The following is a 25,122-nucleotide window of genomic DNA, read 5'->3' on the forward strand; positions in this document are numbered from 1 at the left end:
CGCCCAGCTACCGATCTCATCACGCCGGGGCGAGTTCGGGCGCGACCCCCCGCCTGGCGCGCACCTTCATGGACAACAGCGCCGCGGTGATGCTCAGCACGCCGGCGGCGTACCAGGTGGGCGCGTAGTCGCCGAAGTGGTCGCGGGTCAGGCCCGCCGCGGTGGCCGCGATCGCGGCGCCGACCTGGTGCGAGGCGAAGACCCAGCCGAACACCACGGGCGCGGACGCGCCGAACACCTCCCGGCACAGCGCGACGGTCGGCGGCACGGTCGCCACCCAGTCCAGGCCGTAGAAGACGATGAACACCAGCATCGACGGGTGCACCGAGTCGTGGAACAGCTGCGGCAGCACCAGCAGCGACGCGCCGCGCAGCGCGTAGTACACGGCGAGCAGCACCCGCGAGTCGACGCGGTCGGTCAGCCAGCCCGACAGCACGGTGCCGACGATGTCGAACACGCCCACCAGCGCGAGCAGGCCCGCCGCGGTGGTGGTGGGCATGCCGTGGTCGTGCGCGGCGGGGATGAAGTGCGTGCCGACCAGGCCGTTGGTGGTGGCGCCGCAGATGGCGAAACCGGCGGCCAGGTACCAGAACGGGCCGGTGCGGGCGGCGGCGGTCAGCGCGCCGACGGCCCGCCGCGCCGCGCCCCGGGCGGGGACCGGCACGGGCACCACCTCGGTGCCCCCGTACGGCGGCACGCCCAGGTCGGCCGGGTGCTCGCGGAGGAGGAACAGCACCAGCGGCACCACGGCCAGGGCCGCCGCGGACACCAGCAGCGACGCCGAGCGCCAGCCCGACGACTCCGACAGCGCGGCCACGCCGGGCAGGAACACCAGCTGCCCCGTCGCGCCGCCCGCGGTGAGCACGCCGGTGACCAGGCCGCGGTGCTTGACGAACCACCGGCCGGTGATGGTGGCGACGAACGCCAGCGCCATCGAGCCCGTGCCCAGGCCGACCAGCACGCCCCAGCACAGCACGAGCTGCCACGACGAGGTGATGAACACGGTCAGCCCGCTGCCCACCGCGACCAGGGTCAGCGCCGAGGCCACCACCCGGCGCACGCCGAAGCGCTCCATCAGCGCGGCGGCGAACGGCGCGGTCAGGCCGAACAGCAGCAGGTTGACCGACACGGCGAACCCGATGGTGCCGGTGGACCAGCCGAACTCCCGCCGGAGGGGTTCGATGAGGGCGCCCGGGGTCGCCCGGAACGCCGCCGCGCCGACGAGCGCGACGAACGCCACGCCCGCCACCGCCCACGCCCAGTTCTGCCTGCTTCGCGTCACGGGGCGAGCCTCCCCGCCCGCGCGGCCCTCGGCCAGTGGCCGGATAGCCAATATGTGCAAAGATCCGGCCATGGATGTCCGCCACCTGGTCGCCGTGCTGGCGCTGGACGACGTCGTGGGCTTCGACCTCGGCACCCCGCCGCAGATCTTCAACGCGGCGCGGGACGAGCGGGAGCGGCGCTTCTACCGGGTCCGGGTGTGCACGCCCGGCGCCCGCCCGGTCCGCAGCTCGGCCGGGTTCACCGTCACCCCGGACCACGGCCTGGAGGTGCTGGCCGAGGCCGACACGGTCGTCGTGGCCGGCGTGCACCAGGACGCGCTGCTGGAGCGCGGCGTGCTCGAAGCCCCGGTGCGCGACGCCCTGCGCGCGGCGGCGGAGCGGGGCGCGCGGGTGATGTCGATCTGCACGGGCGCCTTCGCGCTGGCCGCCGCCGGCCTGCTGGACGGCCGCCGCGCCACCACGCACTGGGCCCACGCCGCCAACTTCCGCCGCCTGTTCCCGCGGGTGGACCTCGACCCGGACGTGCTGTTCGTCGACGAGGGCGACGTGCTCACCTCGGCCGGCGTCGGCGCGGGCATCGACCTGTGCCTGCACGTGGTGCGCCACGACCTCGGCAGCCGCATCGCCAACATGGCCGCCCGCCGCTGCGTGGTGCCGCCGTGGCGGCCCGGCGGGCAGTCCCAGTACATCGTCCGCCCGGTGCCGGGGCCGACCGACACCTCCACCGCGCCCACCCGCGCGTGGGCGCTGGAGCACCTGGAGGAGCCGCTGAGCCTGAAGGTGCTGGCCGACCACGCCCGGATGAGCGTGCGCACGTTCACCCGCCGGTTCCACGAGGAGACCGGGATGACCGCGGTCAAGTGGCTCCACCGGCAGCGCGTGGAACGGGCGCGCCACCTGCTGGAGACCACGGACCTCAGCGTCGACCGGGTGGCCAGGCACGCCGGGTTCGGCACGGCCGCCGCGCTGCGGCAGCAGATGGGCGCCGCCCTCGGCGTGCCGCCCAGCGCCTACCGGACCGCGTTCCGCTCGGCCGACCGGGTCCGGCCGGGCGGCGAACCGGTGGCCGCGGGCTAGCCGCGCTCCAGGAACGGCCGCAGCAGGTCCGGCACTGCCGCGTCGGCCAGCGCCAGGCCGTCCGCCTCGGCCACGTCCACCACGGAGTACGCGCCGTCGCCCGCGGCGGTGGTGGCGGTGACCGTGACCAGGCCCGCGCGGCGCTGGAAGAACGAGCGGGACACCCGCCAGCCGATCACGCCGGTGCGCTGGAGCGCGACGGTCTCGCGGACCAGCGAGCCCGAGCGGGCCACCAGGTAGCGGTCGGTCAGCGCGTGCCCCAGGTTGCGGTACCGGTCCCAGCCCAGCAGCGCGGCGAACGGCACCAGCGCCAGCACCGGCGGCCAGGTCCAGCCCGGCGCCCACCACGCCAGGCCCGCGGCGAGCACCGGCAGCGGCACCACCGCGCGCACCAGCCTGCGGCGCAGCGCGGCCGCGGGGTGGCGGCGCAGCGGGGTCCGCGTCGGCGGGGCGCCCTGCCGCAGGACGGCGGCGGACACCCGGTGCGCCTCGTCCGCCGGCGCGGGCGGCAGCAGCAGGTTGCTCTCGCCCTTGCGGCCCAGGCCCGTGGTCACGGTCTTCGCGTGCGCGCCCCGACCCGCCCGCAGCAGCAGCGGCTCGACCAGCTCCACGCCGCGCAGCCGTTGCCCGTCAACGGAAACCGAGCGCGTGGTGAGCAGGCCGCGCCGGACCCGCACCGTGTCGTCCGGCTCGCGGGTCAGCCGGTAGCCCCAGAACTGCACGACGTAGACCAGCGCCGAACCCAGGGTCGCCACCACCAGCACCACGCCGGCGAACAGCCCGACGGTCGCCCACAGCGGCTGCTCCACCACCCAGTGCGCGGCGTCGGTCATCGGGCCCAGGACCTCCAGGTCCAGCTCCCGCGCGAAGTTCACCACGAAGCCGAACAGCGCACCGGCCGCGACCACGCCCGAGAGCGTCAGCGGCGCGTAGCGCAGCCACCGGGTGTCCCATTCGGACAGCACGGTGCCCGGCCGCTCGGCCTCGGGCGCGGTGGCGGGCGCGTCGGCCCGCACGGCGGTCAGCAGCAGCACGCGCAGCCGGTCGGCCTCGGCGGAGGACACCGCGTCCAGGGTCAGGCCGTCCTCGCCGGGCTGGTCGCGCTGCCCGGTGCCGACCCGGATCGCGGACAGGCCGAACAGCCGGTGCCCGAGCTTGGCGGTGAGGTCCACGGTCCGGACCCGGTCGCGCGGCACCGCCAGCCTCTTGCGCACCAGCAGGCCGGTGCGCAGCTCGACCTGCTCGGCGGTGATCCGGTACCGGGTGGTGACCCACCGCAGCAGGCCGAACAGCACGATCAGCACGACCACGCCGGCGCTGGTCAGCAGCCGCCACGTCTCACCGCGGCCGAGCACCAGCAGGCCGACGAACAGCGGCACGAGGTTGACCAGCTCGTTGAGCGGGCGCACCACGACCATCCGCACGTCCAACCGGTGCCAGTCGACCACCGGCTCCGCGTACTCCGGCGCGGTGGGCAGGTCGGCGGGCAGCCCGGCCGTCACGTGGCATCACCCGGCGTGGCCTGGGTGGTCGTGGTCAGCTCGTCGGCCAGCCGCACGGCGTCGGCGTGGTCCAGGCCCTCGATGTGCACCGGGCCCGCGGCCGAGGCGGTGGTGACGGTGACCGTGGACAGGCCCAGCAGCTGCTGGAGCGGCCCGCGCTTGGTGTCCACGGTCTGGATGCGCGAGACCGGGGCGATGCGCCACTCCTGGTTCAGCCAGCCGGCCAGCGTGTAGACCGCGTCCGGGGTGGCCTCCCAGCGGTGGACCCGGTAGCGCCAGCGCGGCATGACCAGGGTGTGCGCGGTGCCGAGGACCAGCGTCGCCACCGCGGCGACCAGCTGCCACGGCGACCGGGCGAAGACCAGCACGACCAGCTGCGGCAGCAGCAGCACCGCCCAGCCGATGAGGGCGTGCAGGGTCCAGAGGGTGATCGACTTGCGGCTCACCTGGTGCCGCGGCGCCCGCAGGCGCACGACTTCGCTGCTCACCTGACCCACTGTGCCCGAAGGCCGGGCCCGCGCGTGCGCGAACCCGGCCTCCGGTCCTGGTGTCAGGGCTGGGAGTACGGCGCCTGGAAGACCCGGGCCGTGACGGTCCCGTCCTGGGCGGCCGCGCTCGCGGGCGCGCCGATGAACACCGCCAGGCCGGCCAGGACGGCCAGCGCGGCCAGGCCCTTGCGCAGGGAGTGCACAACCATGGTCGAACTCCGTTCGATCGCAGCGGCTTGTCGGCAGGGTAGGCAGCCGGACGAGCTCCGCCGGGAACGCGGGGGGAAGCGTCCAACCGGAGCATGGCACACAGGGGTCCTCGTGGTCATCACCCACTTCTGTCTTACCGGCACTGGGCAATACCCCCGAGGTGACGGACCTGGTCGTCGCGGGTGTCCCGCCGCCGGGCACAACGAGCGGGCCGCGCGGAGGTGACCCGCCCGGTGGCGGACGTCACCCCGGCGGGACCTCGCCGCCCAGGTCGAGCCACCACACCGCCGCACCGGCCCGGTCGCGCACGCCGATGGTCCGGTAGATGCGCTGGAGGTGGTTCTGCACGGTCTTGGGCGACAGCGCCAGGTCGGTCGCGATCGCGCTGGTGCTCGCGCCGCCCGCCACCCGCCGCAGCACCTCGATGCCCCGCTTGGTCAGGCCCGCCCGCAGCGCCCGCGCGACCCGCCGGTTGTCCCGCTCGGCGGTGGCGGAGCCGCGCAGCGACGACCGCGCCTCCCGGGCCCGGCCGTCCTCCCGGCGCCACCCGGGCGCGTCGTCGACCAGCTGCTCCACCAGCCGCGCGGACGGGTCGAGCTCCCGCATCCGCAGCAGGTCGCGGCCCTGCTGCAGCTCCCACAGCCGGTACTGCTCCAGCTGGCAGCGGGCGTGGTGCAGGGCCTCGGCGAGCCGGCCGAGGCGTTCGTGGGCCGAGCTGAGCGCGCCGTGCGCCCGCACCGCGACCTCCCGCGCCACCGCGCCCGCGGCCAGCTCGGCGGCCTGGGCGAGCAGCCGGAGCTGGTCGCCGTGCCTGCCGCGGGCGCAGCTGACCCGGGCCCGCGCCATCAGCAGCTCGGCCCGCAGCACCGGCCGGTCCTGCCCGTCGAGCAGCTGGTCGGCCCGCTGGCACGACCGCAGCGCGCGTTCCACCTCGCCCAGGTCCAGCCGCACGTGCGCGAGCAGCAGGTTCAGCCGCGCCATGCGCACCGGCTGGTCCAGGTGCCGCCACCGGTCGCGCACCTGCGCGCACAGCGCCTCGGCCCGGCGCAGCTCGCGCGCGCACGGCTCGCCGTCGGCGCGCTCCGCACCGGACCGGTCGGCGCCGGACCACCCGGGCCCCGCGCCCCCCGGGTCGGGGCAGCGCCCGTCCGCGGCCCACCGGGGCGCGCGGTGCTCGTGGTGCTGCGCGCGCAGCACGCCGGCCTGCTCGAACAGCACCGAGCCGATCAGCTCGGCGTCCTTGGCCAGCTCGGCCAGGCCCAGCGCCCGCGCCAGCGAGTGCAGCGACCGCTCGGGCGAGTCGATCCGCCGCTCGACCACGGCCTGCGAGAACCCGCACCACGCCTGCAGCCCCACGTGCCGGTTGGCCGCCGCGATCCGCCGCACGTGGTCGATGGCGTCCAGGGCGGCGGGCAGCAGGCCGCGCTTGCCCAGGGCGACCGACTGGGTGAGCACGCCGTAGGCGACGCCCTCGGCGTCGTCGAGCCAGGAGAACGCGGCCACCGCCTTCTCGGCGAGCTCCAGCGCGTCACCGGGTCGGCCCTCGTCCAGCGCCAGGCGCGCCTCGCGCAGGTCGGCCACCGCGGTGATCCGCTGGTCCGCCGCCGGCCGGCCGGGAATGGTCATCGTCGCCCCCGGGCGTCAGCGTACCCACCGCCCCGGCCCGGTCGAGGGCGCCGGTGCGCTCACCCCAGCTCGCGCTTGAGCACCTTCCCGGTGGCGTTGCGCGGCAGGGCGTCAACGAAGACCACCTCGCGCGGCACGGAGAACCTGGCCAGGTTGCCGCGGACGTGCTCGCGCACCGCGTCCGCGTCCAGCCGGCCCGGTTCCTCGCACACCACGTAGGCCGCCAGCCGCTGGCCGAACCGCTCGTCGGGCACGCCGACCACGGCCACCTCGCGCACCCCGGGCAGGGCCGCGAGCAGGTCCTCCACCTCGCGCGGGTACACGTTCTCGCCGCCGGAGACGATCATCTCGTCGTCCCGGCCCGCCACGAACAGCAGGCCGTCCTCGTCGAGCCTGCCCACGTCGCCGGTCGACATCAGGCCGTCGCGGACCTCCTTGCCGCCGCCGTTGGTGTAGCCGTCGAACAGCATGTCGTTGGCCACGAAGATGCGGCCGGTCGCGCCGGGCGGCACCGGGGCACCGCGCTCGTCGAGGACGGCCAGCCGGGTGCCGTGCGGCGGTCGGCCGGCGGTGTCGGGGTGCCGGGCCAGCTCGTCGGGGCGGGCGATGCTGACCCACGACACCTCGGTGGAGCCGTAGAGGTTGTAGAGCACCGGGCCCAGCTCGGCCAGGCACCGGCGGGCCACCGGCGGCGGCAGCGCCGACCCGCTGGAGGCGATCACGCGCAGGTCCGGCAGGGGCGGCCGGTCGGGCAGCTCCAGGACGCGTTGCAGCATCACGGGCACCACGAACAGCGCGTCGCAGCGGTGCTCGCGGGCGTCGGCCAGCACCGGTCCCGGGTCGAACCGGCGGCGCAGCACCAGGGTCGCGCCGAGCACGAGCCCGATCTGGAACGCGGCCAGGCCCCAGGTGTGGAACAGCGGCGCGGGCACGCAGAACCGGTCGCCGGCCCGGAGCGGGATGCGCGAGAGCAGCGCGGCGGCGGGCACGAGGCTGGCCGGCTCGGGCCGCCGGGCGCCCTTGGGCGCGCCGGTCGTGCCGGAGGTCAGCACGACCAGCCGGCCGCGCGGTGGCCGGGCGGGCAGCGGCGTGGCGGGTGAGCCGGCGATGAGCTGGTCGAGCGTGCGGCTCCTGGTGGTGCCCTCGACCCAGGCCATCACCCGGCGCACCCGGCGCGGCGCGCGGGTCAGCAGGTCGCGGAACTCGGTGTCGGCGACGACCACCGACACGTCCTGCTCGCGCAGCACGGTCGCGACCTGGCCGGCGCTCAGGCCGGTGTTGAGCAGCACGGTGTGCGCGCCGATCTTCCCGCACGCCACCACGGTCTCGACGAAGCCGCGGTGGTTGCGGCACAGCACCGCGACCTTCGCGCCCGCGGTCACGCCCAGGTCGCGCAGGCCGTGCGCGAGGCGGGTGGTGCGCTCGTCGACCTGCGCGAAGGTCAGCGACCCCGCGTCGTCCACGATCGCCGGCCGGTCGGGGTGCCGGGCCGCGCCGGTGGCGTAGCCGAACGCCGGGGTGATGTCCCAGCGCAGGTAGGCGTCCAGCACGCCGAGCAGCCGGCCCGGGGCCATCGGCCGCACGACCCCGGCGCGCACCAGCGTCACCAGCGCCCGCAGCGCGCCCACGACCCGCCTCACCGGGCGGCTCGCGGGGGCGCGGCCGCGGCGGGTTCGGTGCGGACCCGCCCGGAGCGGTGTGCCGGCGACGTCGCGGGGAGGGGGACCGGCAGCACCCGCGCGGACGCGGAGCCGGTGCCCGGGGGCTCGTCCGGCGCGCGGCCGGTGGCGTGGTGCGGCGGCTCGGCCGCCGACTGCGGCCCGACCGGCGCGAACACCTGTTCGCGGGTCGGCCGCCGGAGAAGCCTCTCGACCGGGCGGCGACCGGTGGAGCCCGTCGCGCCGGTGACGGAGTAGGTGCTCACGACCCCGATACTGACATTACCTACCCGCGAGTAGGAAGAGGGTCGGCGGAAATCGGAACGCGCGTGATCAGTTTTCCGGCGCGTCGGACGCGTTCACCACCGCGTCGCGCAGGGCGGCGCGCAGCCGGCCCACCTCCAGCGGCGTCAGCACGGCCGCCTCGCCGGGCGGCACGGTCACCACCACGTGGCCCCGGCTGACGAAGACGGTCATGTCCCGGCGACGGGACGCGATGTCACGACAGGAGATCTGCCACTCCTTGGGTGTGCCCACGGCCCCCTACCTCCAGCTGTCTCGACACGTGCGCTCGGGTCCGGCGCTCGCGAAGTGAGACGCACGTTGGCCGGTGCCATGACGGAGGTCCGCCGGCGACCTGCCGAGCTGGTCATAGCCTGGCACGTGATCATTGCCCGAGTCACCCGAAGGTGGAAAGTTCAGGGGCTGGTGGCGACGGATCGTGATGTTCGCTCCGGGTTAATCACCCGGATGGCCTATGCGGTCTCGTCAGAGGCAGGAGCCGCTGCCCGGTCGGTCGTCCGAGCCGATCAGCCGCTCCAGGACCACCCGGAGGTCGTGGCGCTGCCCGGGCTCCAGCCCGGCGGTGAAGTCGCGCTCGACCTCCTGGTGCACCTTCTCCACCTCGGCCTGCACGGCCCGCCCCCGGTCGGTGATCACCGGCACGCGCACGCGCCGGTCGTTCGGGTCGGGCCGGCGCTGGATCAGGCCCGCCCGCTCCAGCCGGTCCAGCTCGGCGGTGAGGGTGGTCTTGTCCAGGCCGAGCGCGTGGCCGAGGGCGAGCTGGGTGCGCCGGAACTCCTCGCTGGCCAGCGCGGTGAGCACCAGTTGGCCGCGCGCGGTGATGCCGTGCCCGGCCGCCGCCTCCTGGATGGCCGCGCCCAGCTTCTGCGCCGCGCGGTGCAGCAGCCAGTTCAGGCCAACCTGCCTGGTGCAGCGGTGGTCGGCGGCGAGGTCCATGTCACCCATCATAAGCCCGGTGTCAGATCTTCTTGGTTGAGAATATATTGACTCGGAAGAGCTGGGCTCGTATGTTCTGAGCTAGGAAGTTCTTGGGAGGAACAATGTCTCACCTGCTGCACATCGACACCAGCCTGCGCACGGAGGGGTCGGTGTCCCGCGAGGTCACGGGGGCGTTCGCGCAGGCGTGGCGGGCCGCGCACCCGGACGGCGGCTACACCTACCGCGACCTGGGCGCGGAGCCGCTGCCGCACGTGGACCCGGCCGCGCTCGCCTCGCGCGAGGGCACCGGCGACCGGTCGTTCGAGCAGCGGCTGGTGGCGGAGGTGAGGGCGGCGGACACGCTGGTCATCGGCGCGCCCATGTACAACTTCAGCGTGCCGTCCAGCCTCAAGGCGTGGCTGGACTGGATCGCGGTGCCGGAGCTGTTCGTGGACCAGGAGACCGGCGAGGGCGCGCTGACCGGCAAGCGGGTGGTCGTGGTGACCGCGCGGGGCGGTTCGTACGCGCCCGGCACGCCGCGGCACGCGTTCGACTTCCAGGAGCCCTACCTGCGGGCGGTGTTCAGCATGGTCGGGCTGGACCGGGACCTGGAGTTCGTGCACGCCGAGCTGACCAAGGCGCACAGCGTGCCGCAGCTCGCGCAGTTCCGGGAGCTGGCGGTGGCCTCGCTGGAGGACGCGCACCGGGTGGTGCGCGAGCTGGCCGCGGTCTGACCGGGGGAGGGGGTGGCGGGGGCGCGCGGGGGGCGCCCCCGCCACCCCGGGGGCTTCCCGGCTGCCGGGCCGCGCCGCGGTGTCGTGGCGGCCCGGCGCCGGGGCAGCCGCCCGTCGACGCCGGGCCGCGACCCCTTCCGTCATCCGAACGAAGGAACTCCTCCCCGCTGCCAGACTGGGGACCATGTCCGAGCCGATCGCCGCGGTCGTCGTGCGCGCCGCCGAACTCACCGCGCGCGGCCTGCCGCAGCGGGCGGTCGAACTGCTCCGCCCGGCGCTGGCCGCCAACCCGCTGCACGCCGAGGCGTGGTGCCGGCTCGCGGCGGCCCACCTGGACGCGGGCGAACCCGACCCGGCGCTGGAGGCGGCCAAGCGCGCCCTGGTGCTGCCCGGCGACCAGTCGTGGGCGCAGCGCCTGACCTCGCTGGCCTTGGGCGAGCTGGGCCGGCACGCCGAGGCGCTGGTGGCCGCGCGCGAGTGCGTGCGGCGCGAACCGGGCGACTGGCGGTGCCTGGTGGTGCTGGCCGAGGCCCTGGCCGGGGCCGGTGAGCTGCGCGAGGCGGTCGAGGTGGCCCGCGGGGCGACCGGGCTGGCGCCGACCGAGGCGCGCGCGCACCAGGTGCTCGGCGACGCCGCCCTGCGCGTGCGCGACTGGGGCACGGCCGAACGCGCCTACCGCACCGCGTTGCGGCTCGACCCCGGCGCCGACGACGTGCGCGCCAACCTCGCCACCGCGCGCCGCAAGCGCGGCGGACCCGCGCCCGCGCCGGTCGCCGTCCACGCCCTGGTGCAGCCCGTGCTGTCCCGGCTGGCCGCGCTGCTGGTCGCCGGCGGGCTGGTGCTGCTGCTCGCGGCCCTGCCCCGGCCGACGCCGCTGCTCGGGTGGTTCGCCGCGGCGCTGGTCGCGGGCTGCGTGGCGGTGGTGGCGCGGCTGCTGGTGCGCGACGGGGTGCGGCGGGCGCTGCCCCCGCTGCTGCGGCGCCGGCCGCTGACCGCCGCGGTCGCGGTGCTGTTCGGGCTCGCCGTGCTGGTGCTGGCCGGGTGGTCGGTCGCCCTGCTCCTCGGCGCCACCACGACGCAGCCGCTGGTCCTCGCCTGGCTGTGCTCGCTCGTCGGCGGGGCCGTCGTGGTGCTGCGCGGTCGGTAGCCTGGAGCCGGGAAGGGGGGCCGATGACCCGACGCGCGCTGCTCGCGGTCCTGGCGCTGGTCGCCGGGTTCGCCATCACCGCGCCCCTGCCCCGGGCGACCGCGGCCGCGGCCGCCGTGTCGGCCACCACCAACGCCGCCCACCTGCCCGACAGCACCACCCGGGGCACCACCTCGGTGCACCCGGTGCAGCAGGCGGGCCACCTCGGGCAGCCGCTGGACGGCGTCCAGCCGCCCGTGCACACCACGCCGGCGCCGCCGGTGCGCGCGGACGTCGTCGCCCCCGTCCACCGGCGGTCCGAGCGCTCGGACCGGACCCCGCTCGGCGACCGCGCGCCGCCACCGACCCCCGGTAGCTGAACACACCCCGTTCACCTCAACCGGAGGTCCCCCACCCATGTCGCGCCCCGATGCGCGACGGGCTCTCGTCGTCCGCGGGCTGTTGTCCCTCGGCGTGCTCGTCGCGTCCGCCTTCGCCGTGCTCACCGTCCCACCGCGCCTCGGCCTCGACCTGCGCGGTGGTACCCAGATCGTGTTGGAAACACCGTCCGACGCCACCGCCGACGCCACCGACCGGGCGATGGAGGTGCTGCGCCGCCGCGTCGACGGGCTCGGCGTCGCCGAACCCGTCCTGGCCCGCTCCGGAGATCACCGGATCGTGGTCGAACTACCCGGCCTCCAGGACCCGGCGGAGGCCGTCGAGGTGCTCGGCCGCACCGCGCAACTGGCGGTGCGGCCCGTGACCGGACCCGGGTCGTCCCCGACCCCCGACGGCGACTCGGTCGGCCTCGGCGACGTCGTGCTCACCGGCGAGGGCATCGAGGACGCCCGCGCCACGCCCGACCAGCGGGGCGCCGGCCACGTGGTCGGCGTCGACTTCCGCGGCGACGCGCCGGCCACCTGGCAGCGGGTGACGGCCGAGGCCGCGTGCGCCCCGCCGGGCGACCCGCGGCGGCGGGTGGCGTTCGTGCTGGACGGCGAGGTGGTGTCCGCGCCGCAGGTCGACCCCTCGGTGGTGTGCGGCACCGGCATGATCGGCGACGGCACCCGGATCACCGGCCGGTTCACCCGGGCCGAGGCCGAGGAGCTGGCGCTGGTGATCCGGTCCGGCGCGCTGCCGGTGCCGGTGGAGGTGGTGGAGCAGCGGACCGTCGGCCCGACGCTGGGCGCCGAGGCGATCGACGCCAGTGCCCGGGCCGCGGTGCTGGGCGTCGCGCTGACCGGGTTGTTCCTGGTGTTCGCCTACCGGTTGGCCGGGCTGGTGGCCGTGCTCGCGCTGGTCGGCTACGCGGGCGTGGCCTACGCGGCGCTGCTGGCGGTCGGCGCGACGCTGACGCTGCCCGGCCTGGCCGGGTTCGTGCTGGCGATCGGCATGGCGGTGGACGCCAACGTGCTGGTGTTCGAGCGCTCGCGCGAGGAGTACGCGCGGCGCAAGCGCTTGCCACGATCGGTGGACCAGGGGTTCCGGGGCGCGGTGGGCGCGGTGGCGGACTCGAACATCACCACGCTGCTGGCCGCCGGCCTGCTGTTCTGGCTGGCCACCGGGCCCGTGAAGGGGTTCGGCGTCACCCTGGTGATCGGCGTGCTGGCCTCGCTGTTCAGCGCCCTGGTGCTGACCCGGGTGCTGTTGCGGTTGGTGATGCCACTGCTGGAGAAGCGTCCACGCTGGAGTGGTCTGCACTCACTCGGTCGGGTGCGCCCATGGCTGACCGCGCGCGGCATCAAGCTGTACCGGAACCCCCGCCGCCCGCTCCTGGTGGCCGGCCTCGTGCTGTTGGTCGCGGTGGCCGGCCTGCTGGTGCGCGGCCTGGAACTGGGCGTCGAGTTCACCGGGGGACGGGTCCTGGAGTTCACCGCCACCAGCGCCGACGTAGGCCGGGTACGCGCCGAGCTGGCCTCAGCCGGCTTCGCCGACGCGGTCGTGGTCAACGCGGGCGACGGCCTGTCGGTGCGGACCGGCCCGGTCGACCCGGCCGCCGCGACGCGGATCGGGGAGGCGGTCGACCGCGCGACCGGCGGCGCCGAGAAGGTCGGTGACGAGCTGATCGGCCCCAGCCTGGGCGCCGAGCTGCGGCGCGACGCCCTGATCGCGCTGGCGGTGGCGGTGGCCGCGCAGCTGGCCTACCTGGCCGTCCGGTTCGACTGGCGGCTGGGCCTGGCCACGGTGGTCGCGCTGGTCGCCGACGTGGTGGTGCTGGTGGGCGCGTTCGCGTGGTTGGGCAAGACCGCGGACGCGGTGTTCCTGGCCGCGGTGCTGACCGTCATCGGCTACTCGGTCAACGACTCGGTGGTGGTGTTCGACCGGGTGCGCGAGCTGCGGCGCACCCGCGCCCCGTTCCCCGACGTGGTGAGCGACGCCGTGCTGCAAACCCTGCCCAGGACGGTGAACACCGGCATCGGCGTGCTGTTCGTGCTGGCCGCGCTGCTGCTCTTCGGCGACGGCTCGCTGGCCGACTTCGCCGCCGCGCTGCTGATCGGCCTGGTGGCCGGCACCGTGTCGACGGTGCTGACCGCGGCACCCGTGGCGATCGCGCTGGAGGAGCGGTGAGCACCGGTCGCGCGGGGGCGCGTTCCTCGCCACCGGTGTGATCGCACGGGCCGACGACTGCCCACGACCCCGCTGTTCGCGGTCGTGGGCAGTCCATCCGGGCCCGACACCCCGGTCTGCCGCTCGTGGACGACCCGGTGGCCGGCGGGCGCAAGCCGGCCCTGGCCGGCACCGGCTACCTGCTGCTCGACATCGGATTCGCCCGGCAGACTCGGAGCCCATGAAGGGCCGGCAATCAACCAAGCGCATGCCAGCTGTCCGCGACGACGGTCGAGGCGGAGCACCTCTGGCCGGCTCTGCTGGACGCCCGCGGGGGCGTCGCGCTGCGGGTGCTGACGGCGCTGGGCGTCGATGTGGCGGCACTGCGGGCGGAGACCGCCGCGCGCGTCCGATCCGCGCCGGTCGAACCGTTCACCGCCGAGTCGTTCCCGGAGGGCCTGGGCGCACGCCGCGACCCGTCCGCCCGAGCCGATGCGATCCTGCGCGCCGCGGTCGACGAAGCAGCAGGTGGGCGCGTCTTCGCGCACCACCTGCTGCTCGCCCTCCCGGCCCACGAGCTGATCGGGGAGGTGGAGGTGCCGTGCGCGGAGGTGGACCGGCTGCTGCGTGGTTGCGGGTGCGGGGACGCGGGGCCAGCATGATCGGCACGCCGAGCGGAAGGTGAGGACGACGATGACCGGCCAGTTCGCCGCCTACCAGAACGAGATCTACCTCCAGGGCCTGGCGGGCAACGTGCCGCCGTTCACCACGGACCCCGGCGCGCTGGAGGAGTCCGCCCGCGAGCGCCTGGGCCCCGGCCCCTTCTGGTACGTGGCGGGCGCCGCCGGGTCCGGGGCGACCGCGCGGGCCAACCGCGAGGCGTTCGACCGGTGGCGGATCGTGCCGCGGATGCTCACCGACGCCACCGAGCGCCACCTCGGCACCACGGTGCTGGGCACCGACCTGCCCGCGCCCGTGCTGCTCGCGCCCGTCGGCGTCCAGTCGATCCTGCACCCGGACGGCGAGCTGGCCACGGCGCGCGCGGCGGCGGAGCTGGGGGTGCCCTTCGTGCTGTCGACGGCCTCCTCGCACACGATCGAGGAGGTCGCGGAGGCGGCGCCGGACGCCGCGCGGTGGTTCCAGCTCTACTGGCCCAACGACCCGGACGTGGCGGCGAGCATCCTGGAACGCGCGCGCAAGGCCGGCTACAGCGTCCTGGTGGTCACCCTCGACACCTGGACGCTGGCCTGGCGCCCGCACGACCTCGACCAGTCCTACCTGCCGTTCATCCGGGGCGTGGGCACGGCCATCCCGTTCTCCGACCCCGCCTTCCGCGCCGGGCTGGCCGCGCCGCCGGAGGAGGACGCGCCGATGGCGATCCTGCGCTGGGTGCAGCTGTTCACCGGCACCGACCGGTCGTGGGACCAGTTGGCGTTCCTGCGGGAGCACTGGGACGGCCCGATCGTGCTCAAGGGCATCCAGCACGTCGACGACGCGCGCAAGGCCGTCGACTCGGGGGTGGACGGCGTCGTCGTGTCCAACCACGGCGGGCGGCAGGTCGACGGGGCGGTCGGGTCGCTGGAGGTGCTGCCGGAGATCGCCGACGCGGTGGGCGAGCAGGTCGAGGTGCTGTTCGACTCCGGCGTCCGCGGCGGGGCCGACATCGTCAAGGCGCTCGCGCTGGGCGCCCGGGCCGTGCTGGTCGGGCGCCCCTTCGCCTACGGCCTGGCCCACGGCGGCGAGGTGGGCGTGCGGCACGTGCTGCGCAGCCTGCTCGCGGACTTCGACCTCACCCTCGGGCTGTCCGGGCACCGCAGCCCGGCCGAGCTGAACCGGGGGGTGCTGCGCCGGCGGGGGTGACCGATCCGTTCAAGACACCGGACCCGGCGCGTGCCTACCGTTGCCGCATGATCGAAGCAGCACGATCCTTCCTGTGGCGCAATGCGCGCGTGCTGGAGCAGCGGCGGTTCGCGTTCCTGTTCGACGGCGGGCCCGCCGGGCCGGTGGTGCACGCGGTCCTCGCGCACCGCAACGACGACGGCGGGTACGGCCACGCCCTGGAACCCGACGGGCGCGGGCCGAGCAGCCAGCCGCTGCACACGTTCACCGCGCTGTCGCTGTTCCACGAGGTCGGGGCGACCGAGGTCGGGGTGACCGAGCACGCCGCCGCGGCCTGCGGGTTCCTGGCCTCGGTGGCCAACCCCGACGGTGGCGTGCCCAACTGCCTGGCCACGGCGGCCGGGCACCCCAGGGCGCCGTGGTGGCAGGTGTCCGCGGACAGCGACCTGCTGATGACGGCGCTGTCGGCGAGCGCGCTGCACCGGCTGGGCGTGGCGCACCCGTGGCTGGACGCGGCCACGGAGTTCTGCTGGCGGCGCATCGCCGACCTGACCTCGTCGCACCCCTACGAGGCGCACGCCTGCGCCCGCTTCCTCGACCACGTGCCCGACCGGGAGCGGGCCGGGCGGGAGGCGGAGCGGCTGGGCGCGCTGGTGCGGGAGCAGGGCCTGGTCGACCTCGGCGACGGGCGGCCGCACGAGGGCTACGCGGCCGGTGAGACGCACACGCCGCGCAACTACGCGCCCACGCCGGACAGCCTCGCCCGGCGCTGGTTCACCGACGAGGAGGTGGAGCGGGACCTCGACGCGCTCGTCGCGGCGCGGCAGGAGGACGGCGGGTGGACGTTCGCGTGGCCGGCGTGGACCCCGGTCACCACCTACGAGTGGCGTCCGATCGTCACGATCGAGGCACTGCTGACGCTGCGCGCCTACGGCCGGATCAGCTGACCCAGCGGCACGCCGGCCAGGTCGCGCACCTCGCGGGACAGGTGGGCCTGGTCGGCGTAGCCGGTGCGGTGGGCGACCTCGGCGAACGGCACCCCCGCCCGCGCCAGCCCCACCGCCCGGTGGAACCGCAGCACCCGGTGCAGCACCTTGGGGCCGTAGCCGAACGCGGCGAGGCTGCGCCGGTGCAGCTGCCGCACCGACAACCCCAGGTCGGCGGCCAGGCCGGCGACGCCCGTCGTGGGCACCGCCGCCGCGATCGCGGCCGCCACCGGGTCCGGCGGCCGGGCCCGCAGCCTGCCCAGCGCGGCCGCCCCGAGCACCGCGCACGGGTCGTCGGCCGCGCCCAGCTCGTCCTCCAGGCGCGCGGTCGGGCCCCACAGCTCCGCCAGCGGCACCCGCTCGTCGCGCAGCACGTGCCCCGGCACGCCGAACACCGCCGGTCCCGTGCCCGGCCCGAAGCGGACGCCGAACAGCGTGCCCGGTCCCGACGACGTCGTCAGGTGGGCCCTGGTGTCGGGCCCGGCCACGAACAGCTCGCCGGAGGTTGACCACATGACGTCGGTGCAGCCGTCCGGCACGACGCGCCCGGTCTCGTGCCCCGCGGTGGTCCGCTGCCACGCGCAGGCCAGGCCGGCGAACGGGCGTTCGACGTACACCCGACCGAACATAGCGCGGTGGTGGCGGGCCGCGTCGCGCGGCCCGCCACCGGGCTCACGTGCCGAACCTGATCCAGTTCACGCTTACGTATGCGCTGGGCTGGCCGCTGGTGAACGTGACGTAGACGTCCTGCGTGCCGCTGACGCCCGCGATGTTCGCGGGCACCGTGCGCCAGCTCTGCCAGCCGCCGGTGTTGGCCAGGGCGAAGCTGCCGATCGGGGTCGCGGTCGGGCTGCCCAGCCGCACCTCGACCAGGCCGCTCACCCCGTCCGCCGCGCCGGAGGCGACCCGGCCGTAGAACTGGCGCGCGGTGGTCGAGCCGAACCGGACGCCGGAGAACCGCAGCCAGTTGCCGTTGCCCAGGCGCGCCACGGCCTGGCCGCCCTCGGCCGACTCGATCGTGCCGCCGCTGCGGGCGGTCGCCTGCTCGGCCTGGATGTCGGCGAACGCGTCCCAGCCGCTGCCGCCGGGCTGGGTGGTGGTCGTGGTCGTCGGCTGGGTGCCGCCGCCCGCGCTCCACACCGCGACGTAGTCCACCACCAACGAGTGACCCGGCACGGTGGCCGAGGTCGGCGTGGACCCGCCCGCGACGCCGTTGGGGAACGCGCCGCCGACGGCCAGGTTGAGCAGCAGGAAGTACCCGGCGTGGCTGGTCATGTTGTTCCACGTGGTGGCGTCGAACTGGTTCTGGTTGACGCTGTGGAACTGCTGGCCGTCGACGTACCAGCGGAACTGCTTCGGGCTGACGCTCTCGTCCCACTCGAACCGGTAGGTGTGGAACGCCGACTGGCACGACGAGCCGGGGCACGCGCGGCTGGCGCCCAGGCCGTTGGTCTCGTTGCACGGCCCGCCCGGGTTCACGCCGCAGTGCAGCACGCCCCAGGCGGAGTTGATGCCGTTGACGTTCTCCATGATGTCGAACTCGCCGATGGCGGGCCAGTTCCAGTAGTTGCCGCGGTAGGGGGAGCCGAGCGCCCAGAACGCGGGCCAGTAGCCGAGCGCGGCCTGGCCGGTGACGTTCGGCATCTGCAGGCGGCTCTCGATGGCCAGCTTGCCGCCGGCCGGCGGCTTGAAGTTCGCCCGCTGGGTCTCGATGCGGGCGGAGGTCCAGTTGCCGGAGCCGTCGCGCAGGGCGGTGATCCGCAGGTTGCCCGCGCCGTCGAGCTTGATGTTGTCGGTGCTGCTGGTGTAGTTCTGGATCTCGCCGGTGCCCCAGTTCGCGGGGCCGCCCGGGTAGCCGTGGCCGAGGTCGAAGATCCAGTTCTGCGTCGAGGGCAGGGTGTTGGCCGGGCCGGTGAAGTCGTCGCTCCACTGGAGCGTCCAGCCGGGTGGGGTGGACGGCACCGACGCGTCGGCCGACAACGCGGCGAGGGTCGCCAGGGGGACGGCGGTGATCATGGCGGCAGCGGTCGCGAGCACGCGCCGTCGGCGACTCGTGGTGAGCACCATGCGCGGTGACCTCCTTGTCACTGTGTTCTGCGCGACAACGAATTCCACCTTCATGAGAGCGCTCTCACCCGTGATCGTTCAAGCGCCGAACGGCTCAACCCCCACCTGACCCCGCGCGTGTCCTCCACTCGGACACCGCGTGTCCACCGCTCAGGCACCGCGTGTCCTCCACTCGGACACCGCGTGTCCACCGCTCAGGCACCGCGTGTCCTCCACTCGGGCCTCGCGAGTCGAACGCCCAGACCCCGCGTGTCGAACCCCCAGAACCCCCGAGTTCCACGTTCGCGCACGGCGGACCGGGCACGGAGAGGTGCGCGAACGTGGAACTCGGGGGTCTTGAGGGTTCGACACGACGGTGCTGGAGGTTCGACTCGCGGTGTCGGAGTGGAGGACACGCGGTGCTGGAGTGGAGGACACGCGTGGGGTGGTTATTTCGCTTCGGCGTAGGTGTCCACTGGGGAGGGTTTCAGGGGGAAGCGGACCGGGGTGTCGCCGAAGACCAGGCGGGAGGCTTCCGCGCCCGCGGCGATGACCTCGGCGCAGACGACGTCCGCCTGCTCGCGCGGGCAGTGCACCAGGACCTCGTCGTGCTGGAAGAAGACCAGGTGCGCGGCCGGGGCGGAGTGGTGCAGGCGGCGGCGCAGGGCGCCCAGCAGGGCCGCGGTCCAGTCGGCGGCGCTGGCCTGGACCACGAAGTTGCGGGTGAAGCGGCCCCAGTCGCGGGCCGCGCGCCGGGAGCGGCGCAGCGCGTCCTCGCCGTCGTCGGTGCTGCCGGTCAGCTCGCGCCACGCGTCCGACGGCGGCGGGCTGGTGCGGCCCAGCCGCGAGCGCACCACGCGGCCCTGCTCACCGGCCAGGGCGGCGGCCTCCACGTAGCCGACCGCCTCGGGGAACCGGCGCCGCAGCACGGCCATCGCCGGCGCCGCCTCACCGCCCGTGCCGCCGTACATCGCCGACAGCATGGCGAGCTTCGCCCGCCCCCGGTCACCGTTGAAAGCCTCGGCCGCCAGGGTCGTGTACAGGTCGTCGTCCGCGGCCGCCGCGGCGAACGCGCGGTCGTCCGCCAGCGCCGCCAGCACGCGCGGCTCCAGCTGCGCCGCGTCCGCCGCGACCAGCTTCCACCCCAGGTCGGCCCGCACCGCGGTCCGCAGCACGCGCGGGATCTGCAGCGCCGCGCCACCCCGCGTCGCCCACCGCCCCGACACCACGCCGCCCACCACGTAGTCCGGCCGGAACCGCCCGTCCGCCACCCAGGCGTCGAGCCACGACCAGCCGTGCGCCACCCACAGCCTGGCCAGCTCCTTGTACTCCAGCAGCGGCGCCACCGCCGGGTGGTCGACGCGCTTGAGCACCCACGCCCGCGCGGACGGCACGTCGATGCCCTCGCGCGCGAACGCCCGCACGATCCCCGGCGGGTGGTCGGGGTTGACCTGCCTGCCGCCGAACGCCGCCGTGATCCGGTCCGCCAGCTCGGCCAGCACCCGCGGCCGCGCCCCGTTCACCGGCCGCGGCCCGAGCAGGTCCTCCAGCAGCCGCTCGTGCACGTCCTCCCGCCACGGCAGCCCGTGGTGCGTCATCTCCGCGGCGGCCAGCGCGCTCGCCGACTCCGCCGCGAACAGCAGCCGCAACCGGTCGGCGTGCGGCAGCCCGGCCGCCACCCGCTGCTGCGCGCCGTGCACCTCGACCACCGCCTCCAGCGGGTCGACCCCGCCGGGCAGCCGCTCCTGCTCGGGCTCGAACAGCGTCGGCTGGCTGTCCCGCTTGCGCGGCCCGTGGTCCTCGGGCACCGGCAACCCGCGCAGCCGCGCGACCGCCGCGCCCAACCCGCGCGGCTCCCGGTGCCGCGCCTGGTAGGCCAGCAGCAGGTACTCGGCGTGCGCCAGGTCCTGGCACCGCTCCACCCGCACCCCGCGCGCCAGCAGCTCCGGGTAGACCTCCCCGGTGGCCGCCCACACCCACCGCGGCCGGTGCCGCTGCTCGAACTCGCCGACGGCGGCCGCGAGGTCGGTCGTCACGACCTCCGGGCCGGTGGGCTCCCCGGTGTCGGAGAGCGGGCGCAGGCGACCCGCGTTCTCCGCGTCCGGTACCAGGGCTACGAGCATGCCCCGATTGTGCTCAAGGGGTACGACAATCCGCGCGGCCGTCGATGGCGACGAGCGTCATGGCGATCGCCCGGTCGGTGGCGGGGCGAGACCAGGGACCGGTCCCGGTGCAGGGCCCTACCGTGGGTCCGGAAATGCACCGGTCGTGGGTAAATGAAATTCTGTGAGGTGGAAATGGACTGGACGAGGCGTGTTTTCGTGCGCTTTGCGATGGTTTTCGTTCTCGCGGGGGTCGCCCTTTCGCCGGGGGTGGGGACGGCGTCGGCCGACAGCGTTCAGACCTTCCGGAACCGGGCGACGGGCCTGTGCCTCGACGACAGCAACGAGGTCGGGCTCCGGACGTTCCCCTGCAACGGGTTGGACTACCAGAGGTGGAACGTCCACCGCTGGAACGACGGCACCTTCCAGCTCCGGAACGTCCACACGGGCAGCTGCCTGGGCGTCTACAAGCACCCGAACGGGACGTGGGTGCCCGAGGCCGGTACCTGCAGGGCGACGCCGGCGTACAGCTGGTACTCCCGTCGGGTTTCCGGTGGGATCAGGCTCTGGAGCGAGGTCGTCGACACCCGGTGCCTGTGGGGTGACGGGCATGCCGTCGACGGGGGCCGGGCGGTGGACTTGAACTCGTGCATCGGCGGGTACGAGCCCGCGGAGACGGTCTGGTTCTGACCCCGGCAGCACGTGGACGTCTTCGCGATGCGGCAGTCGGTCAGCCCGATCACCCGCCCCGGTGGCCACCCGCGATCACAGGTGGCCGCCGGGGCGGGGGCGAACCGTTCGGCTTTCCGCCGTGCTCGGACTTCGCCCGGTGTTCGAGTACGGGCGGAAGTGATTCGGCCGCGGGTGGGAGTCGCAGCGCAATTGCGGGTTTTGTTGTTCTTGTTCGATCGCGATGTGAGCCGGGCGGATGGCGCTCGTCCCGCACGGGGGACGCCAGGAGTCGGCTACCCCGACCCTCGTCGGCCCGCCACGCCGTCCACCGCCTCGACGTTCCGGGAGGCGGCACCAACGGGCTCACCCGGGCGTGCGGGGACGTCGCCGCTGTCCGCGCGCCGACCAAGGCGTGGCCGCTGTCCGCGCGCCGACCGGGACACCGCCGTCGAGCCGCGCCGGACCCGCGTCACGGGCTGCGCAGGGGTCCCCGCCCAGGGGGTCCCCTGCTTTCATCATCCCGCAGGGGTCCGACAATTCGGCTCGGCGATCCCCGGCCGCCCCACAACTCCCGGTCACCCGATCGAGTCCGGACCGGCCGGGCAAGATAGGCGCGTGGACCTGTCGCCCGGCGAGCTGCTGGACCCGAGTCACGAGGTGGTGCCGTTCCACGGGCGCAGCGCGGAGCTGCGGGCGCTCACCCGGTGGCTGGCCGGCGGCGGCTCGTCGGTCCTGCTGCTGCGCGGTCCCGCCGGCGTCGGCAAGACCAGGCTGGCACGCCGCTTCGCGCGGGACGCGCCGGTCCGCGTGGTGGACGACGCCGACCTGCTGCCCTGGCGCGACCTGCACGACCTGCTGCGCGAACCGCCCACCCGGGTCCTCCTGCTCGCCCGCGCGGGCGGCTGGTGGTGGTCGGCGGTGCGCCAGCGGGCGGCCGACCTGGGGCACCGCGGGGTCGAGCTGGCGCTGGAGCCGGACCCGCACGGGCACGCCGCGTCCTTCGCCATCGCCTGCGCCCGCTTCGCCGACGTCCTGGGGCTGCCGCACCCGGTGACGCGCCCGCCCGCCGCCGCGACCTACCACGACCTGCACCTGGCCGCCCTCGCCGCGGTGCACGGGGTGCGCTCGCAGGACCCGGTCGACCTGGTGCGGTGGCTGGTCAGCGTCGACCCCGGGGCGACGACCCGCGGCCGGTTGGCCGAGGACGTGCTCGCGGTCACGCTGCTCGACGAGCGGATCGAGCCCGAGGCCACCCCCGCGGCGCTGGAGACGCTGGTGCGCGCCGCCGACCGGTGGGCCCACCTGCCGCGGCGGGTGGAGCGGTTGTTCACCGGGCGGCCGGAGCTGGCGGCGACCGCGACCGGCGCCACGCTGCGGGCCGTGGCCGTGCTCCCCGCGGTGGCGCGGAAGGTCGCGCGGCACGTGTTCGACGACGCCCGGTTCCACGGCGACCCGCTGCCCGCGCTGCTCACCCGCACCCTGCTGCGCCACGGCACGGCGAGCCGGGCCGAGCTGGCGGAGCTGCACGGCATGCTGGGCGCTCGCGCCGCGCTGGCCGCGTTGCGCGAGGAGGCCCTGGAGGCGGCCCGGGGCGAGGTCGCGCTCTACCGGGAGCTGGCCGCGGTCGACCCGGTCGAGCACCGGTCGGCGCTGGCCGACGCGCTGGGCGACCTCGGGTTGCGGCTCGTCGCGGTCGACCGGGGCGAGGAGGCGGTGGCGGCGGCGGAGGAGGCCGTGGAGCTGTGCCGGGTGGCGGCGCGCGAGGACGCCGACTACGCGCCCCAGCTCGCGGGTGCCCTGGACCGGCTCAGCCAGCGCTACGCGGCGACCGGTCGGCGTGACGAGGCGCTGGCCGCGGTCGGCGAGGCGGCCGAGTTGTTCCGGGAGCTGGCGGGTCGGCAGCACGCGCTGTTCGGGCTGGACCTGGCCAAGGTCACCCACCACCGGGCGGCCCGGCTGGTCGACGCGGGTCACCTCCCCGAGGCCGCGCACACCGCGCGGCTGGCCCTGGCGCGCTGGCGGTCGGTGGCCGCCGCCGACCCGCGCTTCGAGGCCGAGTTCGCCCGCACGCTGGTCTCGATCGCCTCGCTGCTGTCCTCGTTCGGCCTGGCCGGCGAGGCGGTGGCCGCGGTGGAGGAGGCGGTCGCGGTGCTGCGCAGGCTCGCCCGGGCCAACCCGCGCGACTTCGAGCCGGAGCTGGCCGGCGCGCTGGGCGAGCTGGCCGGGCTGCTGCACGCGCGGGGCCGCCCGCTGGAGGCGGCCCGGGCCGCGGAGGAAGCGGTGCTGCTGCGCCGCCACCTGGCCCGCGCGGGCGGACCGGACGCGGTGGTGCGGCTGGCCGCGGTGCTCGGCGCGCAGGTCGAGGTGCTGGCGGCCAACGGGGCGCGCGTCCCGGAGCTGCTGGGGGTGGCCGAGGAGGCGGTGGAGCTGCTGCGCCCCCTGGCGACCCGCCACCCGGCGGCGCTGGCGGCGGCCCGGGCGCGGGTGGCGGGGCTGCTGCTGCGGGCCGGGCGCGAGTACGAGGCGCGGGAGGTGGTGGACGAGGTGCTGGCCGCGGTCGGCGACCTGCCGCGCCACGTGGTGCTCGGGCACGGCGCCGGGCTGGCCGCCGCGCTGCGCGCGCTGGCCGACGAGCTGCCCGCGACCGACGAGCAGGCCGCGTTCCTGGTCGAGCGGGCCGCGGTGACCTGGCGCGACCTGCTGGGCCGCCACCGCGCCGCGGCCGCCGCGCTGCCCGCGTGCGTGCACCGGGTGGCCGTGCTGCGGCACACCAGGGGGCACCCGGACGCGGCCGACCTCGCCCGGTGGGCCGTGCTGCTGTGGCAGCTGACCAGGACGCCGGGGGAGCTGGCCGCGGACCCGCGCTACGCCGAGGCGCTGCTGTTCCGCGTGCGGGTGTGCGTGGAGCGCGACACCGACCTGGACCGGGCGCTGCTGCTGGCGCACCGCGCCGCGGAGGTGCTGCGCGCGGCGGGCGCGCCGGCGGAGGCGGTGCTGCGGGCCGTCGGGGCGGTCGACGACGTGGTCCGGGCGCACGCCGACCCGGAGGCGGCGCGCGCCCGGCTGCGCGGGATGCCGGCTACCCCGTGGTGACCAGCGAGCGCAGGAAGAACGCCACGTTCGCGGGCCGCTCGGCCAGCCGCCGCATGAAGTAGCCGTACCACTGGTCGCCGTAGGGCACGTACACGCGCATGCGGTGCCCCTCGGCGGCGAGGCGCCGCTGCTCGTCGGGCCGGATGCCGTAGAGCATCTGGAACTCGTAGCTGTCCTTGGACCGCCCGGAGGCCAGCTCGCGGGCGATGGCGATCAGCCGCGGGTCGTGCGAGGCGACCATGGGGTAGCCCCGGCCCGCCATCAGGACCTTCAGGCAGCGCACGTAGGACAGGTCGACCTCGGTCTTGTCCTGGAACGCCACGGAGGCCGGTTCCTTGTAGGCGCCCTTGCACAGCCGCACCCGCGACCCGGGGCCGGCCAGGTCCCGGCAGTCCTGCTCGGTGCGCTTGAGGTACGCCTGGAGCACCGCGCCCACCCACGGGAAGTCCACCCGCAGCTCGCGCAGGATGCCCAGGGTGGAGTCGGTGGTGGTGTGGTCCTCCATGTCCAGGGTGACCGTGGTGCCGACCGCGCCCGCCGCCGCGCAGATGCGGCGGGCGTTGTCCAGGGCGATCTTCTCGCCGTCCTCGGGCAGGAACTGGCCCACCGCGGACAGCTTCACCGACACCTCGGCCCGCCCGGTGTGCCCGGCCAGCTCCAGCCGGCGCAGCAGGTCCAGGTACGCCTCGACGGTGGCGGCGGCCTGGTCGGCGTCCCGGGTGTCCTCGCCGAGGTGGTCCAGGGTGACGTACCGGCCGTCGGCGACCAGCTCGCCGGTGGTGGCGACGGCGGCGTCGACGTCGTCGCCGGAGATGAAGCGCCGGACCACCGGGCGGGTCAGCGGGGTGCGTTCGACGAGCTCGCGGACGGCGTCGGAGCGCGAGGCGGCGAGCAGGGCTGAGCGGAGCATGG

23 protein-coding genes are annotated in these 25,122 nt (G+C 75.6%); 10 read left to right on the forward strand and 13 right to left on the reverse strand.

What is annotated here, in order from left to right; all coding sequences use genetic code 11:
• Nucleotides 1-19: 19 nt before the first annotated feature.
• Nucleotides 20-1,354 (reverse strand): MFS transporter, encoded by a 1,335-nt coding sequence (locus EKG83_RS06270; RefSeq protein ID WP_194282997.1) that lies wholly within the window; start codon nt 1,352-1,354, stop codon nt 20-22.
• Between EKG83_RS06270 and EKG83_RS06275 the strand changes: the two genes are divergently transcribed.
• Nucleotides 1,353-2,360: a GlxA family transcriptional regulator gene (locus EKG83_RS06275; RefSeq protein ID WP_228122519.1), complete on the forward strand. Its 1,008-nt coding sequence runs from the start codon at nt 1,353-1,355 to the stop codon at nt 2,358-2,360. The two genes, EKG83_RS06270 and EKG83_RS06275, sit on opposite strands and share 2 nt — an antisense overlap.
• On the opposite strand, the gene EKG83_RS06280 is transcribed toward EKG83_RS06275, so the two are convergent.
• From EKG83_RS06280 to EKG83_RS06315, 8 genes are all read right to left on the reverse strand, one after another.
• On the reverse strand, nt 2,357-3,778 hold the full coding sequence (locus tag EKG83_RS06280; protein WP_153278868.1) for a PH domain-containing protein: 1,422 nt from the start codon (nt 3,776-3,778) through the stop codon (nt 2,357-2,359). The two genes, EKG83_RS06275 and EKG83_RS06280, sit on opposite strands and share 4 nt — an antisense overlap.
• Nucleotides 3,779-3,858: 80 nt before the next feature.
• Nucleotides 3,859-4,350: a PH domain-containing protein gene (locus tag EKG83_RS06285; RefSeq protein ID WP_084715960.1), complete on the reverse strand. Its 492-nt coding sequence runs from the start codon at nt 4,348-4,350 to the stop codon at nt 3,859-3,861.
• A 62-nt stretch (nt 4,351-4,412) separates the two neighbouring features.
• Nucleotides 4,413-4,559 carry a hypothetical protein gene (locus EKG83_RS06290; RefSeq protein WP_153277912.1) on the reverse strand — a complete coding sequence of 49 codons (147 nt, stop codon included), beginning with the start codon at nt 4,557-4,559 and terminating at the stop codon, nt 4,413-4,415.
• A 244-nt stretch (nt 4,560-4,803) separates the two neighbouring features.
• The gene (locus tag EKG83_RS06295; RefSeq protein ID WP_051764417.1) at nt 4,804-6,186 is read right to left on the reverse strand and encodes a LuxR family transcriptional regulator; all 1,383 of its coding nucleotides are present in this window, start codon (nt 6,184-6,186) and stop codon (nt 4,804-4,806) included.
• Nucleotides 6,187-6,245: 59 nt separating this feature from the next.
• Complete coding sequence (locus tag EKG83_RS06300) at nt 6,246-7,826, reverse strand: AMP-binding protein (protein ID WP_051764415.1); 1,581 nt, start codon at nt 7,824-7,826, stop codon at nt 6,246-6,248.
• Nucleotides 7,823-8,110 carry a hypothetical protein gene (locus EKG83_RS06305; RefSeq protein ID WP_033427718.1) on the reverse strand — a complete coding sequence of 96 codons (288 nt, stop codon included), beginning with the start codon at nt 8,108-8,110 and terminating at the stop codon, nt 7,823-7,825. Before EKG83_RS06305 ends, EKG83_RS06300 begins: the two co-directional genes overlap by 4 nt.
• Nucleotides 8,111-8,177: 67 nt before the next feature.
• On the reverse strand, nt 8,178-8,381 hold the full coding sequence (locus EKG83_RS06310) for a hypothetical protein (RefSeq protein ID WP_033427717.1): 204 nt from the start codon (nt 8,379-8,381) through the stop codon (nt 8,178-8,180).
• 231 nt (nt 8,382-8,612) lie between these two features.
• Nucleotides 8,613-9,083, reverse strand: coding sequence for a MarR family winged helix-turn-helix transcriptional regulator (locus tag EKG83_RS06315; protein ID WP_228122520.1), 471 nt, complete (start codon nt 9,081-9,083; stop codon nt 8,613-8,615).
• A 104-nt stretch (nt 9,084-9,187) separates the two neighbouring features.
• Between EKG83_RS06315 and EKG83_RS06320 the strand changes: the two genes are divergently transcribed.
• The 7 genes from EKG83_RS06320 to EKG83_RS06350 all read left to right on the forward strand — a co-directional run bounded on the left by EKG83_RS06320 (nt 9,188) and on the right by EKG83_RS06350 (nt 16,258).
• The gene (locus EKG83_RS06320; RefSeq protein WP_033427715.1) at nt 9,188-9,799 is read left to right on the forward strand and encodes an FMN-dependent NADH-azoreductase; all 612 of its coding nucleotides are present in this window, start codon (nt 9,188-9,190) and stop codon (nt 9,797-9,799) included.
• A gap of 184 nt (nt 9,800-9,983) precedes the next feature.
• Entirely contained in the window at nt 9,984-10,946 is a 963-nt protein-coding gene (locus EKG83_RS06325) for a tetratricopeptide repeat protein (RefSeq protein ID WP_033427714.1), read from the forward strand.
• 23 nt (nt 10,947-10,969) lie between these two features.
• The gene (locus tag EKG83_RS06330; protein ID WP_033427713.1) at nt 10,970-11,305 is read left to right on the forward strand and encodes a hypothetical protein; all 336 of its coding nucleotides are present in this window, start codon (nt 10,970-10,972) and stop codon (nt 11,303-11,305) included.
• A 37-nt stretch (nt 11,306-11,342) separates the two neighbouring features.
• Nucleotides 11,343-13,493: a protein translocase subunit SecD gene (gene secD / locus EKG83_RS06335; RefSeq protein ID WP_033427712.1), complete on the forward strand. Its 2,151-nt coding sequence runs from the start codon at nt 11,343-11,345 to the stop codon at nt 13,491-13,493.
• A gap of 254 nt (nt 13,494-13,747) precedes the next feature.
• Nucleotides 13,748-14,134: a Clp protease N-terminal domain-containing protein gene (locus EKG83_RS06340; protein ID WP_084715936.1), complete on the forward strand. Its 387-nt coding sequence runs from the start codon at nt 13,748-13,750 to the stop codon at nt 14,132-14,134.
• A gap of 31 nt (nt 14,135-14,165) precedes the next feature.
• Nucleotides 14,166-15,332 (forward strand): lactate 2-monooxygenase, encoded by a 1,167-nt coding sequence (locus tag EKG83_RS06345; RefSeq protein ID WP_033427710.1) that lies wholly within the window; start codon nt 14,166-14,168, stop codon nt 15,330-15,332.
• 47 nt (nt 15,333-15,379) lie between these two features.
• Complete coding sequence (locus EKG83_RS06350; protein WP_033427709.1) at nt 15,380-16,258, forward strand: prenyltransferase/squalene oxidase repeat-containing protein; 879 nt, start codon at nt 15,380-15,382, stop codon at nt 16,256-16,258.
• Here EKG83_RS06350 and EKG83_RS06355 read toward each other — a convergent pair.
• From EKG83_RS06355 to EKG83_RS06365, 3 genes are all read right to left on the reverse strand, one after another.
• The gene (locus tag EKG83_RS06355) at nt 16,240-16,914 is read right to left on the reverse strand and encodes a helix-turn-helix domain-containing protein (protein WP_228122521.1); all 675 of its coding nucleotides are present in this window, start codon (nt 16,912-16,914) and stop codon (nt 16,240-16,242) included. The two genes, EKG83_RS06350 and EKG83_RS06355, sit on opposite strands and share 19 nt — an antisense overlap.
• Nucleotides 16,915-16,969: 55 nt before the next feature.
• Nucleotides 16,970-18,364, reverse strand: coding sequence for a carbohydrate-binding protein (locus tag EKG83_RS06360; RefSeq protein ID WP_033427707.1), 1,395 nt, complete (start codon nt 18,362-18,364; stop codon nt 16,970-16,972).
• 428 nt (nt 18,365-18,792) lie between these two features.
• Nucleotides 18,793-20,466 carry a bifunctional 3'-5' exonuclease/DNA polymerase gene (locus tag EKG83_RS06365; RefSeq protein ID WP_033427706.1) on the reverse strand — a complete coding sequence of 558 codons (1,674 nt, stop codon included), beginning with the start codon at nt 20,464-20,466 and terminating at the stop codon, nt 18,793-18,795.
• A gap of 174 nt (nt 20,467-20,640) precedes the next feature.
• On the opposite strand from EKG83_RS06365, the gene EKG83_RS06370 reads away from it, so the two are divergent.
• A complete protein-coding gene (locus EKG83_RS06370; RefSeq protein ID WP_170191742.1) occupies nt 20,641-21,135 on the forward strand; it encodes an RICIN domain-containing protein in 495 nt (164 codons plus the stop codon).
• A 597-nt stretch (nt 21,136-21,732) separates the two neighbouring features.
• Nucleotides 21,733-24,210, forward strand: a complete 2,478-nt coding sequence (locus EKG83_RS06375) for an AAA family ATPase (RefSeq protein WP_033427704.1) — start codon at nt 21,733-21,735, stop codon at nt 24,208-24,210.
• Here the strand turns inward: EKG83_RS06375 and EKG83_RS06380 are convergent.
• Nucleotides 24,197-25,120 carry a proline dehydrogenase family protein gene (locus tag EKG83_RS06380; protein ID WP_033427703.1) on the reverse strand — a complete coding sequence of 308 codons (924 nt, stop codon included), beginning with the start codon at nt 25,118-25,120 and terminating at the stop codon, nt 24,197-24,199. The two genes, EKG83_RS06375 and EKG83_RS06380, sit on opposite strands and share 14 nt — an antisense overlap.
• Nucleotides 25,121-25,122: the final 2 nt, after the last annotated feature.

Origin of the sequence: Saccharothrix syringae (assembly GCF_009498035.1) — a bacterium.
Lineage (GTDB): Bacteria > Actinomycetota > Actinomycetes > Mycobacteriales > Pseudonocardiaceae > Actinosynnema > Actinosynnema syringae.

What these genes read in the sequence shown, in the direction of transcription:
- EKG83_RS06370 (WP_170191742.1), top strand. Translation starts at nt 20,641, where the DNA reads ATGGACTGGACGAGGCGTGTTTTCGTGCGCTTTGCGATGGTTTTCGTT.
- EKG83_RS06275 (WP_228122519.1), top strand. Translation starts at nt 1,353, where the DNA reads ATGGATGTCCGCCACCTGGTCGCCGTGCTGGCGCTGGACGACGTCGTG.
- EKG83_RS06365 (WP_033427706.1), bottom strand. Translation starts at nt 20,466, where the DNA reads ATGCTCGTAGCCCTGGTACCGGACGCGGAGAACGCGGGTCGCCTGCGC.
- EKG83_RS06330 (WP_033427713.1), top strand. Translation starts at nt 10,970, where the DNA reads ATGACCCGACGCGCGCTGCTCGCGGTCCTGGCGCTGGTCGCCGGGTTC.
- EKG83_RS06325 (WP_033427714.1), top strand. Translation starts at nt 9,984, where the DNA reads ATGTCCGAGCCGATCGCCGCGGTCGTCGTGCGCGCCGCCGAACTCACC.
- EKG83_RS06380 (WP_033427703.1), bottom strand. Translation starts at nt 25,120, where the DNA reads ATGCTCCGCTCAGCCCTGCTCGCCGCCTCGCGCTCCGACGCCGTCCGC.
- EKG83_RS06350 (WP_033427709.1), top strand. Translation starts at nt 15,380, where the DNA reads ATGATCGAAGCAGCACGATCCTTCCTGTGGCGCAATGCGCGCGTGCTG.
- EKG83_RS06320 (WP_033427715.1), top strand. Translation starts at nt 9,188, where the DNA reads ATGTCTCACCTGCTGCACATCGACACCAGCCTGCGCACGGAGGGGTCG.
- EKG83_RS06270 (WP_194282997.1), bottom strand. Translation starts at nt 1,354, where the DNA reads ATGGCCGGATCTTTGCACATATTGGCTATCCGGCCACTGGCCGAGGGC.
- EKG83_RS06360 (WP_033427707.1), bottom strand. Translation starts at nt 18,364, where the DNA reads ATGGTGCTCACCACGAGTCGCCGACGGCGCGTGCTCGCGACCGCTGCC.
- EKG83_RS06345 (WP_033427710.1), top strand. Translation starts at nt 14,166, where the DNA reads ATGACCGGCCAGTTCGCCGCCTACCAGAACGAGATCTACCTCCAGGGC.
- secD (WP_033427712.1), top strand. Translation starts at nt 11,343, where the DNA reads ATGTCGCGCCCCGATGCGCGACGGGCTCTCGTCGTCCGCGGGCTGTTG.
- EKG83_RS06290 (WP_153277912.1), bottom strand. Translation starts at nt 4,559, where the DNA reads ATGGTTGTGCACTCCCTGCGCAAGGGCCTGGCCGCGCTGGCCGTCCTG.
- EKG83_RS06315 (WP_228122520.1), bottom strand. Translation starts at nt 9,083, where the DNA reads ATGGACCTCGCCGCCGACCACCGCTGCACCAGGCAGGTTGGCCTGAAC.
- EKG83_RS06280 (WP_153278868.1), bottom strand. Translation starts at nt 3,778, where the DNA reads ATGGTCGTGGTGCGCCCGCTCAACGAGCTGGTCAACCTCGTGCCGCTG.
- EKG83_RS06295 (WP_051764417.1), bottom strand. Translation starts at nt 6,186, where the DNA reads ATGACCATTCCCGGCCGGCCGGCGGCGGACCAGCGGATCACCGCGGTG.